This is a genomic window from Nonomuraea zeae (genome assembly GCF_005889725.1).
In the GTDB taxonomy this organism is placed as follows: Bacteria; Actinomycetota; Actinomycetes; order Streptosporangiales; family Streptosporangiaceae; genus Nonomuraea; species Nonomuraea zeae.
Genome location: NZ_VCKX01000008.1, coordinates 14,420 through 31,533 on the forward strand (window position 1 = coordinate 14,420; position 17,114 = coordinate 31,533).

18 protein-coding genes are annotated in these 17,114 nt (G+C 72.4%); 9 read left to right on the plus strand and 9 right to left on the minus strand.

The genetic code is table 11. The annotated features are described in order from the left end of the window. Positions 1–78: 78 nt before the first annotated feature. Positions 79–1,218 (minus strand): YbfB/YjiJ family MFS transporter, encoded by a 1,140-nt coding sequence (locus ETD85_RS04185; RefSeq protein WP_138688249.1) that lies wholly within the window; start codon positions 1,216–1,218, stop codon positions 79–81. Between the two features lie 78 nt (positions 1,219–1,296). On the opposite strand from ETD85_RS04185, the gene ETD85_RS04190 reads away from it, so the two are divergent. Beyond that, the gene (locus ETD85_RS04190; RefSeq protein WP_138688250.1) at positions 1,297–1,890 is read left to right on the plus strand and encodes a TetR/AcrR family transcriptional regulator; all 594 of its coding nucleotides are present in this window, start codon (positions 1,297–1,299) and stop codon (positions 1,888–1,890) included. Positions 1,891–2,465: 575 nt separating this feature from the next. Here ETD85_RS04190 and ETD85_RS04200 read toward each other — a convergent pair. The 4 genes from ETD85_RS04200 to ETD85_RS04215 form a co-directional block, all read right to left on the minus strand. Beyond that, positions 2,466–3,320: an alpha/beta hydrolase family protein gene (locus ETD85_RS04200; RefSeq protein ID WP_138688251.1), complete on the minus strand. Its 855-nt coding sequence runs from the start codon at positions 3,318–3,320 to the stop codon at positions 2,466–2,468. 97 nt (positions 3,321–3,417) lie between these two features. After that, positions 3,418–4,272 carry an SMP-30/gluconolactonase/LRE family protein gene (locus ETD85_RS04205; RefSeq protein ID WP_138688252.1) on the minus strand — a complete coding sequence of 285 codons (855 nt, stop codon included), beginning with the start codon at positions 4,270–4,272 and terminating at the stop codon, positions 3,418–3,420. A 77-nt stretch (positions 4,273–4,349) separates the two neighbouring features. Next, positions 4,350–4,967, minus strand: a complete 618-nt coding sequence (locus tag ETD85_RS04210; protein ID WP_138688253.1) for a LysE family translocator — start codon at positions 4,965–4,967, stop codon at positions 4,350–4,352. After that, entirely contained in the window at positions 4,964–5,713 is a 750-nt protein-coding gene (locus tag ETD85_RS04215; RefSeq protein WP_138688254.1) for a metallophosphoesterase, read from the minus strand. The genes ETD85_RS04210 and ETD85_RS04215 overlap by 4 nt, the downstream gene beginning before the upstream one ends. Before the next feature lie 92 nt (positions 5,714–5,805). On the opposite strand from ETD85_RS04215, the gene ETD85_RS04220 reads away from it, so the two are divergent. Further along, entirely contained in the window at positions 5,806–6,420 is a 615-nt protein-coding gene (locus ETD85_RS04220; protein WP_276617166.1) for an ABATE domain-containing protein, read from the plus strand. Positions 6,421–6,585: 165 nt separating this feature from the next. On the opposite strand, the gene ETD85_RS04225 is transcribed toward ETD85_RS04220, so the two are convergent. Next, positions 6,586–7,410, minus strand: a complete 825-nt coding sequence (locus ETD85_RS04225; protein ID WP_206058065.1) for a helix-turn-helix transcriptional regulator — start codon at positions 7,408–7,410, stop codon at positions 6,586–6,588. A gap of 83 nt (positions 7,411–7,493) precedes the next feature. Here ETD85_RS04225 and ETD85_RS04230 point away from each other — a divergent pair, with 83 nt between their 5' ends. Both ETD85_RS04230 and ETD85_RS04235 read left to right on the plus strand, forming a co-directional pair. Further along, positions 7,494–7,835, plus strand: a complete 342-nt coding sequence (locus ETD85_RS04230) for an iron chelate uptake ABC transporter family permease subunit (protein WP_240778947.1) — start codon at positions 7,494–7,496, stop codon at positions 7,833–7,835. Between the two features lie 51 nt (positions 7,836–7,886). After that, on the plus strand, positions 7,887–8,681 hold the full coding sequence (locus ETD85_RS04235) for a carbon-nitrogen hydrolase family protein (protein WP_138688257.1): 795 nt from the start codon (positions 7,887–7,889) through the stop codon (positions 8,679–8,681). Here the strand turns inward: ETD85_RS04235 and ETD85_RS04240 are convergent. Then, on the minus strand, positions 8,599–10,020 hold the full coding sequence (locus ETD85_RS04240; protein WP_206058066.1) for a cytochrome P450: 1,422 nt from the start codon (positions 10,018–10,020) through the stop codon (positions 8,599–8,601). The genes ETD85_RS04235 and ETD85_RS04240 overlap by 83 nt on opposite strands. A gap of 113 nt (positions 10,021–10,133) precedes the next feature. On the opposite strand from ETD85_RS04240, the gene lexA reads away from it, so the two are divergent. From lexA to pafA, 5 genes are all read left to right on the plus strand, one after another. Beyond that, positions 10,134–10,790: a transcriptional repressor LexA gene (gene lexA, locus ETD85_RS04245; protein ID WP_138688258.1), complete on the plus strand. Its 657-nt coding sequence runs from the start codon at positions 10,134–10,136 to the stop codon at positions 10,788–10,790. Between the two features lie 116 nt (positions 10,791–10,906). Continuing rightward, on the plus strand, positions 10,907–11,497 hold the full coding sequence (locus ETD85_RS04250) for an ankyrin repeat domain-containing protein (protein WP_138688259.1): 591 nt from the start codon (positions 10,907–10,909) through the stop codon (positions 11,495–11,497). 102 nt (positions 11,498–11,599) lie between these two features. Further along, positions 11,600–12,172, plus strand: a complete 573-nt coding sequence (locus ETD85_RS04255) for a dihydrofolate reductase family protein (protein ID WP_138688260.1) — start codon at positions 11,600–11,602, stop codon at positions 12,170–12,172. Positions 12,173–12,295: 123 nt separating this feature from the next. Continuing rightward, positions 12,296–13,471 carry a trypsin-like serine peptidase gene (locus ETD85_RS04260; RefSeq protein WP_138688261.1) on the plus strand — a complete coding sequence of 392 codons (1,176 nt, stop codon included), beginning with the start codon at positions 12,296–12,298 and terminating at the stop codon, positions 13,469–13,471. 186 nt (positions 13,472–13,657) lie between these two features. Further along, positions 13,658–15,016 (plus strand): Pup--protein ligase, encoded by a 1,359-nt coding sequence (gene pafA / locus ETD85_RS04265; protein ID WP_138688262.1) that lies wholly within the window; start codon positions 13,658–13,660, stop codon positions 15,014–15,016. A 38-nt stretch (positions 15,017–15,054) separates the two neighbouring features. Here pafA and ETD85_RS04270 read toward each other — a convergent pair whose 3' ends face one another. Then, a complete protein-coding gene (locus ETD85_RS04270) occupies positions 15,055–15,702 on the minus strand; it encodes a response regulator transcription factor (protein ID WP_138688263.1) in 648 nt (215 codons plus the stop codon). Beyond that, positions 15,687–16,946 (minus strand): sensor histidine kinase, encoded by a 1,260-nt coding sequence (locus ETD85_RS04275; RefSeq protein WP_138688264.1) that lies wholly within the window; start codon positions 16,944–16,946, stop codon positions 15,687–15,689. Before ETD85_RS04275 ends, ETD85_RS04270 begins: the two co-directional genes overlap by 16 nt. Positions 16,947–17,114: the final 168 nt, after the last annotated feature.

The window sequence follows — 17,114 nt, forward strand, 5'->3', positions numbered from 1 at the left end:
CCCTACTCGGCTCGGTCGGGGCGCGATCGGCCGCTGACCGCGGCACGCACTGCCTGGGGGCGCGTACGCGAGAAGGCGTCAGCGGCGGGAGCGGCCCGCGAAGGCGGCGATGGCGGCCGCCGAGCCGCACAGGATCGCCGTCCACGCCAAGGTCGCGTCGGTCGAGGTGTGGTCGGCGGCGAGCCCGGCGAGCCATGGCCCCGCGGTCTGGCCGGCCGCGAACAGGGTGGTGAAGGCCGCCAGCGTGGCGGTCCACCCGGCGGGCGGGGTGTTCTTCCTGATGAGCGCGGTGACCGCGGCGGGGACCCCCATGAACGTCGCCCCGTAGACGAGCGCGGAGACGAGGATGACCGGGGGTGTCGGCGCCGTCAGCGCCAGCGCCGATCCGCCGGCCAGCAGGCCGAGCAGCGCGGCCAGCGCCCGGGTGCCCGGCCAGTGGGCGGTGGGACGGCTCCAGATCGCGGGCGCCGCCACCACGGCCAGGCCCAGCGCCGTCCAGGTGAGCACGACCTGGCCGAGCGGGGCGTGCCGGTCGGCCAGGTAGGCGGACAGGAAGGTGATGTAGGTGATGTAGCCGGCGGAGAACAGCAGGTAGGCCAGGGCGATCCCCCAGAGCGGGCGCACGCGCGCCCGCCCGGTCGCGGCCGGCTCCTCCCGTCCGCCCTCCGCGGCGGTCCAGCTCACGAGCGCGGCCAGGGCGGCTGCGACGCTCAAGCCGGCCCAGGCGAGGCTCCAGTGCTCTCCCAGCGGCGGGATGGTGCCGCCGCTGAAGACGATGCCCAGCCCGGTCCCCGCGAAGTAGACGGTGATGGGCGTGCCGGAGGCGGCGCGGGCGGCGATGCCCGACGCGATCACGCCGCCGGTGATGAACACCGCAGCCCCGCCGGCCCCCGCCGCGAATCGCGCGGCCAGCAGCATCAGGGGCGCATCGCTGACCGCCGTCGCCGCCAGCGCCAGCGCGGTGAGGACCATGCCGCACCGGAACGTGGCCGCCGTTCCCCAGCGGCGAACGGCCCCGGCGGTCACCAGCGCGCCGAGGAGATAGCCGAATCCGTTGGCGGCGCTCATCGCCCCGGCCTCGCCCAGCGACCAGCGCAGGTCGTCGCGCATCGCGGGCAGGAGCAGCCCGTAGGCGAAGCGTCCCAGGCCGAGCGCCGAAGCCGTGCCCAGAGCCAGCCGCGCCGCTTGCCGCGTCGGCCGGCTGATGACGAGTGACATGACGAACCTCCAGATCGAACCGCTCGGTACGATCTGTGATCGTATCGAGCGATAGAACCGGTTGGTACCATCCTGGGTATGCCGGTTCCCAAGGGCTCGACGATCGACCCGGAGCGCACGCGCGCCACCATCCTCGAAGCGGCCACTCCGCTGCTGTACGAGCGCGGGCTCGACGGCATCGGCGTCGCCGAGCTCTGCACCCTGCTCGGCGTTTCCAAGGAGACGCTCTACCGGCACTTCGGCTCCAAGGACGGGCTGGTGGAGGCCATGCTGGCGGCACGCAGCGCGCGAGTGGTGCGCTGGCTGGCCGACGCCGTCGAGGCGGCGGGAGACGACCCGCACGACCAGCTCGTCGCGCTGTTCGGGGCGCTCCAGCGGTGGTACGACGATCCGGCCTTCCGCGGCTGCGCCATGCTGAACGCGGCCGCGCAGCACCATGTCGAGGGCGTACGCGCGATCACCGCCCGTCATCTCGGCCGCCACCTCGAGCTCCTGACCGGCATCGCCGAGCGCGCCGGAGCCGCCGATCCGGCGGCGCTGGGGCGGCAGCTGCTCGCGCTGATGGAGGGCGCCACCGTCCTGGCGGCGCACCACGAGGCGGCCGGCGCCGCCGATCATTCCTGCCAGGCCGCGCTCGCCCTGCTCTCCGCAGCCTCCCGGACCGGCCGCTGAGGCGGGGCTCCGCCGGTCGATCTTCCTCTTCTGCCTGGCCCGCTCAGGGACCACCCGTGGTGAATCCTGGAGAGCGGTCCACCTCGCCCGTGCGCACGACGACGCCGGCCGGTTGGACCATGCGCCGGCCCGGACACGCGGTGCCTGGCATTTTCCGGGATCCGGCATAGTTCCGTGGCGCTCGCTCGTCCTTGCTGGGTGACATCACGAGGAGGACGGGTGGATCCAGGCTTTGAGTCGGCCCTGCGGCAGTTCGTCATCGACAGGTCGGGCGCGCTGTTCCGCACGGCGTACCTGCTGACCGGCGACCGGCACGCCGCCGAGGACCTCGTCCAGCCGGCCCTGGCGAAGACGGCCGCGCGGTGGCGCGGGGCCGAGTCGCCCACCGAGGCCGCCATGCCGAAGGTGGCCCGCGTCATCCACAACCGCCTGGCTCCGTTTCGTGGTCACCGACCCGAAGCGAGGCACCTTGGGGTTCGCCACGTCCGAGGAGGAGTACCACGAGCTCGTCGAACGGGCGCGGCGGTCCGGTTAGCGCGTCGTGCAGCAAGAGTGACCGGGCGGATGCCTGGAGGTCAGGCGGTGGGCTGCGCGAAGTGGGTGCCGAGGAAGGCCAGGATCGCGCGGGTCAACGCCACCCGGTGGTCGGACAGGGCGTGATCGGTCGGGAAGAGGTGGTGTTCGAGCCGCTCGACCGGATGCGCCTGATAGGCGGCCAGGACCGGCTCGTAGTGCATGGGGGCAGGGGTGACGGGGTCGAGCCCGGTGCCGATCAGCAGGACGGGGCGGGTGGACAGCCGCTCGGCGAGCGCGGTCAGGCTCCAGTCGTCGCCCGCCGCCTCCATCTCGGTGACGAGCGCCTCCCCGCTGGTGCCGCGCAGAGGCAGCAGCTCGTCGTCGAACGCCTCGACGTACGCCGCCCGGGTCTCGGGGCTGTGGCGGCAGGCCGCGGCACTCGCCCCGCTGTCGAACGCGGCGGCGGAGGCCACGGCCGCGATGGACGGGTCGGCCGCGGCGGTCATCAACGCCGCGAACCCCCCGAAACTGTGTCCGACGAGCGCCACCCGGTCCCGGTCCAGCCGGTGTTGCGCCGCCGCGGCGGGATCGCGGACGAAGGCGACGGCCGCGGCGGTGTCCGCCAGCACGTTCGTCCACGAGTACGTCCCGCCCACGCCCCACGAGCCGCGGTAGTGGAAGACGAGCGCGGCATAGCCGGCGCGGCGCAGGCTCTGCGCCACGTCGAAGTTCCGCTCGTTGCCGGGAAAACCGTGCGCGAGCACCACCACCGGGTGCGGCCCGGGCCCCGCCGGCACGTGCAGCACCCCGAGCAGCGGCACGCCGCCGCTGTCGAAGGTGACGGCGGGCGTGGTGGCGGCGGGGGCGAGGCCGGCCGGCGGGTCGGTGATGAGCGGGTCTGCGGCGCTGGTCATGACGGCTCCGGAGCTGATCGAACCAATCGGTACGAAGTGACGCTAGCAGCTTCCCGAACCGATCGGTACCATCCATCGGCGGCCGGCGACCTGATCGTCAGCGGGGCAGCGCCGGGCGGGGCAGCGCGGGCGCGGCCACGTCCAGGGGAAGGCGGACGATGTTCGGGCTGTGCCGGGAGCCGAGCATCCCGAGGCTGGTCACGAGAAGCCCGTCGCCGGTGACCGCAATCGCGCTCGGCCCGTCGAGACCGTCGGCCTCGGTGGCCAGCACGGTCCTGGCGCCGTCCGGGGTGATGCGGAGGATGGTGTTCTCCGGGTGCACCGCGAGATACAGGGTGCCGGCGGAGTCGAAGGCGAGGTCGTCGGCGGGTATGCCCGCGTGCACCTGCGTGATCTCGCCCGGACCCTCCGCCTTGACGCCGATGCGCAGGACGGTGCCCTGGGCCGTGTTGGTCGCCCACAGGTCGCCGTCCCAGACCTTGAGCCCGTTCACGCCCGTGGCCGAGACCGGGTCGTCCTGCGAGGTCGTCGCGAGGCGCTCGTCGATGAGCCAGCGGCGGAGCGTGTCCTCGCCGGGGGGACAATAGAGGATCTCGCCGCGCTCGGAGTCCGCCGCGTACAGGGTGCCGTCCTCGGCGAAGGTGATGCCGTTGAGCCCGGCCTGCGGAGGCGCGGCGGCGAACCGGACCCAGCGCCGGGGCGCCTCGCGCCGCCAGATTCCCACCACGGTTTCATCGGTGCTGCGCAGCGCGGCGTAGAGCCGGTCGTGGGCGTCCACGGCGAGGCCCACCGCGAGTGCGTCGGCCCCCTCGGGGGCCACCCGTTCGGACTCGCCGCCGGACAGCCAGACGTCGCCCGCCAGCAGCAACGTCGCGCAGACCGTGCCGTCGGCGAGCACCACGATGTTCTCCGGCGTCTCACCGGCGCTGTGATCGAAGGCTTTGATGATCATAAAATCAACCGTCCAAAGATCTGGCCCGTATTTCCTGACAAATCATGATTCTCCCCGAGCGGTCGTGGTGGCGGCGGTTACGTCGTGGCGGCCCGGAGCCCGAGGACGACGAGCATCACCGCCGTCACCCTGCCGACCACGCGTTTGAAGCGGGCCTTGCGGACGATGTTCGCCCCCTGGTGGATCAGGACCGACCAGGTCAGCAGCCATACCGCCATCAGCAGGGCGTGAGCCGTGGCCAGGGTGAGGATCTGCCCGGCGAGGGGACGGCCGGACTCGACGAACTGCGGGACGAGGGTCAGGTAGATGGAGGCCGCCTTCGGGTTGAGCACGTTCGCGAGGAGGGCCTGGGTGTAGACGGAGCCGGTCCGTCTCGGCGGGTCCGCCCGCACCGGAGGCGGGGACGAGGCGGCCGAACGCCAGGTCCACAGGCCCAGGCCGATGAGGTAGGCGGCGCCGAGGAGCTTGACGGCGGTGAAGGCCTGGCTGGAGTGCATGATCAGGGCCGACAGGCCGGCGACGGCCAGAGCGGCGTGGACGTACAGGCCGGTGATCGTCCCGAGGGCGACGGGGAGTGCCTGCCGCCGGCCGCCGGTCGTGACGTGCTGGATCAGCAGGGTCATGCTGGCGCCCGGAGTGGCGATGACGGGCAGGATCGCCAGGAGGAACGCGGCGGCGGCGTACGGGTGGATCATGCCGGGAGCACGACGCGGTAGTGGGTCGTCAGGCGGCGGTCGTCGTCCAGGATGTGGAAGGCGAGGCCGGGCGGCTGCTCGCGGTCGGCGGGCCGGTCGCCCTCCCAGGGCAGGCGCAGGGTCCAGGTGGCGGCCGGCCCGACGATCAGCGGGCGGCCGGCGAAGGTGGAGGCGGCCGCGGTGTGGGCGTGCCCGGTGAGCACGGCGACCACCCCGGGGTACGCGTCGAGCAGCGCGGCCAGGTCCTCGGGCGACTCCAGCCGCCCGGAGTCGGGCAACGGGTGGTGCAGCACGACGGGCGGCTGGTGGAAGGCGATCAGCGCGGGCGTGCCCGGGGCGAGCCCGTCGAGGGTGGCCCGCAGCCAGGCGAGGGTCTCGGCGTCGAGGCGGCCCTCGTCGCGGCCCGGGATGGTGGAGTCGCACATCAGGATGGCCGTGCCGGCGATGTGGTGGACCTCGTTGACGGGCCCGGGGCCGGGTGGCCGGCGCAGCAGCGCCTTGCGGTAGGCCGGGCGGGAGTCGTGGTTGCCGGGACAGGCCAGCACCGGGAAGGGGGCGGCCAGGATCCGGGCGGCCTCCTCGTACTCGGCCTCCTCGCCGTGATCGGCGATGTCACCGGTGACCAGCAGGGCGTCTACCGGGCGGGGCAGGGCCCGCAGGTAGTCCATCACCAGGGTGGCGCGCCGGGTCGCCCGGTCGGTGCCGTCGAGGTGCAGGTCGCTGATCTGGGCCAGCAGCAGCGTCATCGTCTGATCCCACCGTCTAATGGTTAAATTGGATTAAGCGTTAGAGACCATAGGGTACGGGTGAGGGTGCGGGCAACCGGGAGGTTCGAGTGGTGCGATGGCCGGCGCTGGAACTGGTGAGCACGATTCGCCACGACGGCGACGGCGGCGTGGCCGACGACCTGGCGACGTCGCAGAGCGCCGCCCGCTGGGTCCACCAGCAGGCCGAGCTGCTGGACGGGCACGTGGACGTCGCGCGGATCGCGATGGACGAGGAGCTCAGGAACGAGATCGTCAGGCTGCGCCGGGCCGTGCGGGCGTTGTTCGCCCACGCCGTCAGCCCGGCGCCGCCGAGCCGGGCCGACGCCCACCGGCTGATGCCCGTGGAGGAGGCGCTGGCCCAGCTCAACGCGGCGGCCGCCCGCGAGGCCGTCGTCCCGCGACTCGACTGGCCCGCGGGCGAGGCGCCCAGGGCGGGGGTGCTGTCCGCGGAGCCCGACGCGAACGTCCGGCTGATCGCCGCGCTGGCCCGCGCCGCCATCGATTTCCTCAGCGGTCCGCAGCGCGAGCAGCTACGGGCCTGCAACGCGCCGCGCTGCGTGCGCTACTTCGTCAAGAGCCACGGCCGGCAGGAGTGGTGCAAGCCGTCGTGCGGCAACCGGGCGCGGGTGGCCCGCCACTACCAGCGCCGCAACGCGGTGGACGCGGGCGACCTGGCCGAGCCCTGACGCGCCCGCCCGGGCTCGCGGCCGGCCTGCTCAGAAGGTGTCTCTGCACCCGATCGCCCGGAGTCGACCATCGTGGCTCTCCGGGAGCGGCTCCCGAGGGCCCGATCCGGCCGCCGGCCCGCGGCGAGGCGGTCACCGCCCGGCACCGCTTCAGAGGTGAGGGCGTCAGAGCTCGTGCCCGCGCCCGGCGTAGCGGCCGGGCGTGCAGCCGTACTCCTTGGTGAAGGCCGTGATGAACGCCGACGGGCTGGAGTAGCCGACGCGGTGCGCCACGTCGGCCACCGGCCGGGTCTCCAGCAGCACCCGCGACGTGCTGAGCCGCAGCTTGGTCCGCACCTTCGAGTACGGCATGCCGAACTCCCGCTCGAAGTCGCGCTGCAGCGTCTTGACGCTGACGTGCAGCCGCTCGGCCCACTCCGCCAGCCCGGCCTCGTCGCCCGGGTCGTGGGAGAGCGCCCGGGCCACGGTCAGCGCGAACCCGGTCCCGGTGGCGTGGTGGCCGACGAAGTCGGCGGTGGTCGGGCCGAGCCCGGCCATGATGCGCGTGCGGGCGGCGAGGGCCTCGCTCTCGTCGCAGGTCCGGCGGGCGATGGCCTGGATGAGCCGGGCCGCCTCCGGGTTCACCGAGACCGCGCCGGCCCGCAGCCCGCCGAGGGCCGCGGGCACCTCGCGCAGGCAGAGCCGGTAGACGGTCTGCCGGTCGGCCGCGCGGACCTCGTGGGTGACGGCTCGATGCGCCCAGAACGCCTCGCGCTGCCCCACGAACTGCGTGCGAGCCCCGTACCTGCTCGACAGCATGCCGTCGGGGGACCAGTAGAGCTGGTGCAGGAAGTCCTGGCGGTTCTCGCCGAACTCCAGCGCGCCGGCGGAGCGGTACTTGAGCACGAGGATGCCGCCGGTCCGGCCGAGGCCGTAGCCGTACTCCTCGCACCAGAGCGGATCCGTGGTGACGGGCTCGGTGACCGATACAGAGTGGCGTCTCGGCGACATCGGTTGACCTCCCAGAGACATCAGCGGCAACTTTGGTAAGGGTAGCCTAAGCTTCCTCTCCACTGTTGAAGGAAGCCTTGTTCATGCACCATGTCCAGCTCCGGCACGCCGCCGGAGCCACCGTCATCATGCTCGCCCTGGTGGCCGGCTGCGGCTCGGCCGGGTCCGGCGAGCAGCCGGCGTCCGCCGCGCGGGCCGTCGCGCTGGCCGCGCCGCAGATCGGCCGGCTGCTGACGGGCGCGGCCGGCGTGGCCCTGGCCCCGGCGGCGCTGTCGGGCGCGGTGCTGCTGCTGACCGCCGACGTGGCCGCGCAGCTCCTGCTGGCCCCCGTCGCCCTTCCCGTGGGGGTGGTGACCACGGTGATCGGCGGTTGCTATCTCATCGCGCTGCTGGCCAGAAGGGCCAGACGCGACGGGGCCCGGTGACCGGCCCACCCGGCCCCACATCGCGGGCGAGGCGAATGGCAGGCTGCCACCATGTCGAGCGAAACGTTGATCGTGGCAGTCGCCCAGCAGCCCGCCCGGCCGGGCGACGTCAGTGCCAACGCGCGGGCGGCGGCCACCGCCATCGAGACGGCCGCGGCGGCCGGCGCGAAGCTGCTGCTGTTCCCCGAGCTGTCCCTCGTCGGCTACGACCTGGACCTGTTCGCCGGGCCCGCGGACCCCGCGGTGCTCGTAACCGAGAACGACCCGCGCCTGGACCAGGCCCGGCAGGCCGCCAAGGACCACGGGCTGACGGCGGTGCTGGGCGCGGCCTGCCGCAGGCCGGACGGCGAGGTCTGGATCGCCTCGCTGGCGCTGCTGCCGGGCGGTGAGCTGTACGTCCACGGCAAGCGGAACCTGCACGGGCGCGAGCGCGAGCTCTTCCAGCCCGGAGGCGAGGGGCGGATCCTCGACGTGGACGGCTGGCGGGTGGCGCTCACGATCTGCTACGACGCCGGCGTGCCCGCCCACGCCGCGGACGCGGCCCGCCGGGGCGCCGAGGTGTACGCGGGGTCGGTGCTGTACACGATGGCGGAGACCCGGCGGTTCGACCTGCACTTCGCGGCGCGGGCCATGGACCATCGCATGTACGCCGTCGCCGCGAACTACCCGGACGCCGGGCCGGGATGGGTGTCGTGCGGCGGCAGCGGCGTCTGGCATCCGGACGGCACCCGGCTGACGCAGGCGCCGACCGGTCCGGGCCTGTTCACGGCTGAGCTGTCCCGCGCCGAGCTGCGGGCACTGCGGGAGAAGGACGCCCGCGCCGGATATCCCCGCGGAGCGGCATAAGACGCAACGAACCCCGGCGGAACGATCGGCGACCGCCCGGTCCCCGGGCTCCACGATCGGGGTCGTGGAGCTGTGGCAGCGTTCCGCGACGCTCGATCTTCTCGACGAGCTGCGGGGGAGAGCACGCGGGGCGGGCGGGTGGCGGTGGTCGCCGGAGAGGCGGGCATCGGCAAGTCCCGTCAGGCGGCTCGGAGAGGGAGGTGCGCCAGGGTCCTGAGCCAGTTGTTGGGGCGCGGACGGGGTCGCCGGCCGGTGACAGCGTGCGGACCTGGCGGACGAGGGCGGTGAGGAGGATCTCGGCCTCGAAGCGGGCCATCGCCGCGCCGACGCAGGCGTGGACGCCGGTGCCGAAGGACAGGTGGCCCGCCGGCCGGCGCAGGTCGAAGTCGTCGGGGTGTTTCCACACGCGGGGGTCGCGGTTGGCGGCGCCCAGGAAGCACAGCACCTTCTCGCCCGCCGGGATCCGGGTGCCGGCCAGCGTCGTCTCCCGCGTCGTGGTGCGGAACAGCAGGGGCGAGGGCGAGGCGTGGCGCAGGCTCTCCTCGAAGGCGGGCCGGACCAGCGCCGGGTCGGCGCGGAGGGCGTCCCAGACCTCGGGGCGGGTGGACAGCAGGCGCAGGGCCCAGGCCACGCCGTGCACCGTGGTGTCGATGCCGGCCGACAGCAGCGAGCGGATCAGGAGGGCGGCCTCGTCGGCGGTGATCTCGCCTCGGTCGGTGGCTTCGTACAGGTGCGCGCCCAGCCCGCCGGGCTGGAGCATGTCGCGCCGGCACTGGTCGGTGAGCCAGGCGGTGATCCGGGGAGCCTGCGCCATCGCCGCCTCGAAGAGCCGGTTGCGGGGGCCGAGGGCGTTGAAGACCATGTCGCCGTACAGGAGCAGGTTCTCCCTGTCGTGGGCGGCGATGCCGACGGCGTCGGCGAAGACGCGCAGGGGGTAGGGCTGGGCCAGGTCGGTGACGGCGTCGAACGTGCCCTTGCCGACCGCCGCACTGACGAGCCGGTCCGCGTGCCGCTCGAACTCGGGCCGCAGCGCCTCGATGGCGCGCGGCGACATCACGCGGGCGATCACCCTGCGGACGGTCGTGTGCGCCGGCGGGTCGGCCTCGAGTAACAGGCTCCGCGTCCGCCACGGCTGCTCCTTCAGGAAGTTCGCCAGCCCGATGCCCGCGGAGGAGCAGAAGGTCTCGAAGTCGCGGATGACGTGCTGCGTCTCGGCATGGCGCGCGGTGGCCCAGATGCCGTAGGAGTCCAGGAAGAACACCGGGTCCGCGTCGTGGAGCTCCTCGTAGAAGGGCTCCGGGTCGTGCTGGAAGGCCGCTGAGAAGGGATCGACATCCATGGCTCTCACATCCTTTGCACGCGAGTGGTACCTGCCAGGAAACCCGCCCGCGCCGCGTCAGGCCAGCCACGCCGATGCTTCCGCGACGGGCGACGGCGTCTAGCATTTCGCACGTGACCACCTACGACGATCCTGACGCGTTCGAATATCTGGACTTCTCGGCCCTGCCGCAGCGCCAGCAGCGGATTCTGGCCACGATCCGGGATTGGGTGGTCAGGCACGGCTATCCGCCGAGCGCGCGCGAGATCGGCCACGCGGTCGGGCTGCGGTCGTCCTCGTCGGTGTCGAAGCACCTGAAGAGCCTGGAGGAGAAGGGGTTCCTCCGCCGGGGCCCGGCGATGACCCGGCCGATCGACGTGCGGCTGTTCCTGCGGGCCGCGGCGCCGGAGCCGGCCGACGTGGTGACCGTGCCCGTGGTCGGAGACATCGCGGCCGGCACCCCCATCCCGGCCGACGAGTACGTGGACGGCACGCTGACCCTGCCCCGCGACCTCACCGGCCGCGGCACCGTGTTCGCCCTGCGCGTGCGGGGTGATTCGATGATCGACGCGGCGATCTGCGACGGCGACATCGTCGTCGTACGGCAGCAGCCCGAGGCCCACTCGGGCCAGATCGTCGCCGCGATGATCGACGGTGAGGCGACCGTCAAGGTCTACCGCCGGCGCGACGGGCATGTCCATCTCGAGCCGCGCAACCCCCGCTACGACGTCATCGACGGCGACGGCGCCGTGGTGCTGGGCATCGTGGTCTCGGTCCTGCGCAACGTGTGAGGCGGTCGCCGGGCGCGTCTCGGCCCCGGTCAGAGCGCCGGGTACGCTCTGACCAGGCCCGAGGCGGGGCGTGACGCCCGCGGCGTGCGGTGGCCGGAAGGTGAGAGGGGAACACTGTGCTCAACGAGGAACTGCTGGCGGGCGCGGCACGAGGGGACGCCGTCGCCGTAAGGGACGCGCTCGGCTCAGGGGCGGACGTCGAGGCCCGCGACGGGCAGCGTCGCACGGCTCTGCTGCTGGCCGCGGCGGCCGACCACGTCGAGGCGGCCACCGTGCTGGTCGCGGCCGGGGCCGACCCCAACGCGCAGGACTTCCGGCACGACACTCCCTGGCTGGTCACCGGGGTCACCGGAAGCGTCGCGATGCTCAGGGTCCTCCTCCCCGCCAAGCCCGACCTGACCCTGCGCAACCGCTACGGTGGCGTCTCCCTGATCCCCGCGTGCGAGCGCGGGCACGTGGACTACGTCCGCGAGGTGCTGACGACCGGCATCGACGTCGACCATGTCAACGACCTCGGCTGGACCGGCCTGCTGGAGGCCGTCATCCTCGGCGACGGGAGCGAGCCGTACCAGGAGATCGTCCGGCTGCTCCTCGCCGCGGGCGCCGACGCCGGCCTCGCCGACCGTGACGGTGTCACCCCGCTCGCCCACGCCGTGGCCAAGGGCCAGACCGAGGTGGCCCGCCTGCTCCGCGCGGCCGGCCGGTAGTCTCCGCGAGGAATTTTCCTGGGCCGTGTCGATTCCGGCGACGCGCGATCGACGCGTTGGTGAAAGGGCGAGGACGAGCCCCCGGAACACTCAGGAGATGTGATGAGCACCGTGGTGATGCACAACGTGGTGTCGGTCGACGGCTTCATCGCCGATGCGAAGGACCAGGTCGGCCCGCTGTTCGACTGGTACTCCAACGGCGACGTCCAGCTCGGCGGAGCCGGCCGGGTCTCGCGGGCCTCGGCCGACTACGTCCAGCCGATCTGGGCGAACATCGGGTCGATGGTGATCGGGCGGCACCTGTTCGACATGACCAACGGCTGGGAGGGGAAGCCGCCGACGGGCGAGCACGTCGTCGTGGTGTCGCACCGGCCCAAGCCCGACGGGTGGCACCCCGAGGCGTCCTACCACTTCGTCGCTGACGTGGCCCAGGCGGTCGCGAAGGCCAGGGAGCTCGCCGGCGAGCGCAACGTCGCCGTGGCGGCGGGCGACGTCGGCGGGCAGGCGTTCGCCCGCGGCCTGGTGGACGAGGTGGCGATGGACGTCGTGCCGGTGGTCTTCGGGTCGGGCAAGCGGTACTTCGGCTCGGCCGACGGCCAGTACCTGCTGGAGGACCCGCACACGGTGATCCAGGGCGACCGGGTGCTGCACCTGCTCTATCGCGTCCGCCGCTAGCCAGCGGGTTCGGCGGAGTTGACATTCCGGCCTGAAGATCTCGTCTGGTTCGACGAAGCGGGGTCCGCCCGCCGGTTCCTAGCCTGAGGCCGACGTCTCCGTCTCCGTCTCAGGGAGGCTTTGGTGAGAGCAGCACGCCGGCTGGCCGTAGTGGCCGCCGCAATGTCACTGATCGTCGCAGGGCCGGCCGTCCCGGCACAGGCGGCCGCCACGCAGCTGCCACTCGAATGGCAGGTGAACGGCCAGCCCGCGACCCCGCAGCAGGTCGTCGACTACTGGACCCTGGGCTTCCTCAAGTTCGCCAACGAGCAGGGGAACAACACGCTCACCGACGCGCAGGGCAACCCCCGGCCGGCCGTGTCGTCGGGGCACGACGACGCGCTCAGCAGCCCCACCCCCAAGACCGGCCTGTCGGGCAAGACGGTCGGGAAGCTGTTCATCCTGAAATCGACGAACAACACCACCGAGGTGCCGGCGGGAGTGATCAAGAGCACCTGCTCGGGGAACGTGGCGGCCAGCGCCAACAAGAGCGTCGTGCTGACCGCCGGGCACTGCGTCAAGGTCGAGATCCCCTTCTCCACCAGGGAGGTCATCCTCAACGGGATCTTCATCCCCGGGTTCGACGGCACCACCTTGGACGCGAAGGCGGCGGCCAATCCGAACGGCTACCCGGACGCGCAGATCGCGCCCTACGGGGTGTGGGCGGTCACCAACGTGTTCGTCACCTCGACGTGGGGCAGCGCCCCGTACTTCGTCTTCGGGCAGGACATGTCGGCGCTGACCGTCAAGAAGCCGGGCAGCTCGCAGCGCATCCAGGACGTCACCGGCGGGCAGCAGGTGGGGTTCAACCGGGCCAGGGCCGGGCAGCGGACGGTCATCGGGTATCCGCAGGACGACTCCCGGTTCTGGTATCACGCCGTCAGGAACACCCCGGGCGCGCCGATCAACTCGACGCCGCCGGCGCCGATCAATCACGGCGTGCCCGTGTCGGACCAGCGGGAGAACGACGGCAAGGTGATGCTGCAGACCGTCGGGGAGGCGTGGCAGGGCAGCGTGCCCTACCTCGACTCGCGCCTGGTCAGCGCGCTGTCCGCGGGCTCCAGCGGCGGGCCGTGGTTCGAGGAGTACAACCCGGCCACGGGGGCGGGGATCCAGACGGCGGTGTCCAGCCGGTTCGACGGCGATCCCATCGCGCCGAACATGATCGCCGGCTGGTACGAGGGACCGCACATCGTCGGGACCTACTTCGAGTCGCAGGAGCAGGAGGCGTACCAGGCGGCGGCCGCGGCCACGCCGTGAGCCTGATCGATGAACCTTTCCTCTGGCTTGAGAACCCTGGCGGTAACTTGGGGTGACTCCGAGTAATCAGGCAAGTAAGGTCGGTACGTACCGTACCTGCCTCACCAGCGTGGACCCTTCGGCGCCGACCACCGGGTCCACGCCGACCACCTGGGCGAGACCTTGATGGGGGAGTAGCGTGAGGCAATGGATCGTCGCATCTTCGGCCTGGAGAACGAGTACGGCGTCACATGCACGTTCCGGGGACAGCGCAGGCTGTCACCGGACGAGGTGGCCCGCTACCTGTTCCGGAGGGTCGTGTCCTGGGGCCGGTCGAGCAACGTCTTCCTCCGCAACGGCGCGCGTCTCTATCTGGACGTCGGCAGCCATCCCGAATACGCCACGCCCGAGTGCGACAACGTGATCGAGCTGGTCACGCACGACAAGGCGGGGGAGCGCATCCTGGAGGGCCTGCTCGTGGACGCCGAGAAGCGGCTGCGCGAGGAGGGCATCGCCGGCGACATCTACCTGTTCAAGAACAACACCGACTCGGCCGGCAACTCCTACGGCTGTCACGAGAACTACTGCGTGGGCCGGCACGGCGAGTTCGGGCGGCTGGCCGACGTGCTGATCCCGTTCCTGGTCACCCGGCAGATCATCTGCGGGGCGGGCAAGGTGCTGCAGACCCCGCGCGGCGCGGTCTACTGCGTCTCGCAGCGGGCCGAGCACATCTGGGAGGGCGTGTCGTCGGCCACCACCCGGTCCCGGCCGATCATCAACACCCGGGACGAGCCGCATGGTGACGCCGAGCGGTTCCGCCGCCTGCACGTCATCGTGGGCGACTCAAACATGAGCGAGACCACCATGCTGCTCAAGGTCGGCGCGACCGACCTGGTGCTGCGCATGATCGAGGCGGGCACCGTGATACGCGACCTGTCGCTGGAGAACCCGATCCGGGCCATCCGCGAGGTCTCCCACGACATGACCGGGCGGCGGCGGGTGCGCCTGGCCAACGGGCGCGAGGCCTCCAGCCTGGAGATCCAGCAGGAATACCTGTCCAAGGCGAAGGACTTCGTCGACCGCCGCGGCGGCGACGCCATCGCCCACCGGGTGCTGGAGCTGTGGGAGCGCACGCTGCACGCGGTCGACACGGGCAACCTCGACCTGGTCTCCAGGGAGATCGACTGGGTCACGAAATATCAGCTCATCGAGCGCTACCGGAAGAAGTACGACCTGCCGCTGTCCTCGCCCAGGGTGGCGCAGCTCGACCTCGCCTACCACGACGTGCACCGCAAGCGCGGCCTGTTCTACCTGCTGCAGCGCCGCGGCTCGGTGGAGCGGGTGGCCTCCGACATCAAGATCTTCGAGGCCAAGTCGGTGCCGCCGCAGACCACCAGGGCGCGGCTGCGCGGCGAGTTCATCCGCAAGGCGCAGGAGAAGCGCCGCGACTTCACCGTGGACTGGGTGCATCTCAAGCTGAACGACCAGGCGCAGCGCACGGTGCTGTGCAAGGACCCGTTCCGCAGCGTCGACGAACGGGTGGACAAGCTCATTGCCGGCATGTGACCGAGCGGCCGCCGTCCCCGCCTTCGGTCGCGGGAGCGTCAGGACTCGTCGAGGTAGGCGAGGACGGCGAGGACGCGGCGGTTGCTGTCGTCGTCATCGGTGATGCCGAGCTTGCCGAACATGGACGTGGTGTATTTGCTGATGGCGCTGTCGCTGAGGAAGAGCCGCCGGCCGATGGCCTGGTTGGACAGCCCTTCGGCCATGAGGCTGAGCACGGAGTGCTCGCGTTCGGTGAGCCGGGCGAGCCGCCGGTTCGAGGACCCGCTGGACAGCAGCCTGGCGATGACGGCCGGGTCCATGGCGGTCCCGCCGGCCGCCACGCGCTCCAGAGCGTCGATGAACTGGTCGGCGTCGAACACGCTCTCCTTGAGGAGATAGCCGACGCCACCGGCGCCGTCGGCGAGGAGCTCGCGCGCGTACAGCTGCTCGACGTGCTGCGAGAGGATCAGGACCGGCAGCCCGGGCAGCTCGCCGCGGGCGGCGAGCGCCGCCCGCAGGCCCTCGTCGGACTGGGTCGGCGGCATGCGGACGTCGACGACGGCGACGTCCGGCCGGTGCTTCAGCAGCACGTCGAGCGTCTCGGGCCCGGTGGTCGCCGTCGCCACCACCTGGTGCCCGTACGCCTCCAGGAGGCGGACCATCCCGTCGCGCAGGAGGTAGAGGTCTTCGGCTACAACGATTCGCATGGCACCGCCATCCTCACACGGGTCGGGCCGCCCGCCGGACTGGTGATCTCCAGGGTGCCGTCGAAGACCGCGAGCCGGCGGCGCAGCCCGTCGAGCCCGCCGCCGGGGCTCATGCTCGCCCCGCCCCTGCCGTCGTCCTCGACCTCGACGAGGATGCCGGTGTCGTCACGTGCGACGGAGATCCGCGCCCGGGCGGCGCGGGCGTGCTTGACCGCGTTGGTCAGCAGCTCGGCGACCCCGAAGTACACGGCCGACTCGATCGGCGGGTCCAGGCGGCCCTGGACGCCGGCGCTGATGGACGTTTCGAGCGGGCTGTCCAGGGCGAGAGCGCGGACGGCGTCCACGAGGCCCCGCTCGGTCAGCACGGGCGGGCTGATCCCCTTGACGAGCTCGCGGAGCTCGGTCAGTGACGTGGCGGCGCCGGCCCGTGCTTCCCGCATCAGCTGCCTGGCCTGGTCGGGGTCGGTCTCCATCAGCTTCTCCGCGGTCGCCAGCGAGAGCCCGAGCGCGACCAGGCGGGCCTGCGCCCCGTCGTGCAGGTCCCGCTCGATCCGGCGGATCTCGGCGGCCTGCGCGATCGTGGTGTCCGCGCGCTGGGCCGTCAGCTCGTCCACCCGGTCGGCCAGCGCCGTCGCGGGCGGCGGGCTCAGGAAGCGGACGGCCACCGGCTCGACCGCCCGCCAGGCGTACGGGGCGGCGGCGACGGCCGCGACCGCGCCGAGCACGCCGGCGGCCCGCAGGGCGGGTGACGGCTGGAGCAGCCCGAAGACCGCTGCCACGGCCCCGGCCGGCGGGACGGCGGCGACCACGCCGGCGGTGATCGGGACGATCGCGGTGAACCGCAGGTCACGCCAGATGGCCGGATCGCGCCACCGGGTCCGCCACTGCTGGTCCATGCGGGCGTCCCGGCTGGTGCGCTCGTAGGAGTAGCCGTTCCACCAGTACCCGGTCGACATCTGCGTCACCGGCCCGGGCTGCCGGTACCCGGCGGGGATGACGGTGCCCGTCCATTTCGCGACGCGGGAGCGGATCATCCGGCACACGGGGCGGGCCAGGGCGAGCGTGCCGATGCAGGCCCACAGGAACGGCACCGTCCCCGCCCACGGGTCTCCGTCCCACCACCAGATCCACAGCGTCGCGGCGGCGGCCCACACGGCCGGGACCAGCATGCTGACGGCCACCACGACGCAGGCCCGCCCGAACCCCGCGCAGGCGCCCGCCGCCCACGACACCAGCTGTCGCATGATCTTTCCTTCTTACATTTGCTGTGGCACCTGGGTGTCCCCGCTATGTGCCGGTATGGCGTTATGTATCCACTTTGCACCCCACGCCGCCCTGGTCCCGCCGAATCGGCCCGGGAGTGGGTCCAGCCCCACCCACCTGTGCGTCCAGGCCCCATGCCGCACCACCCT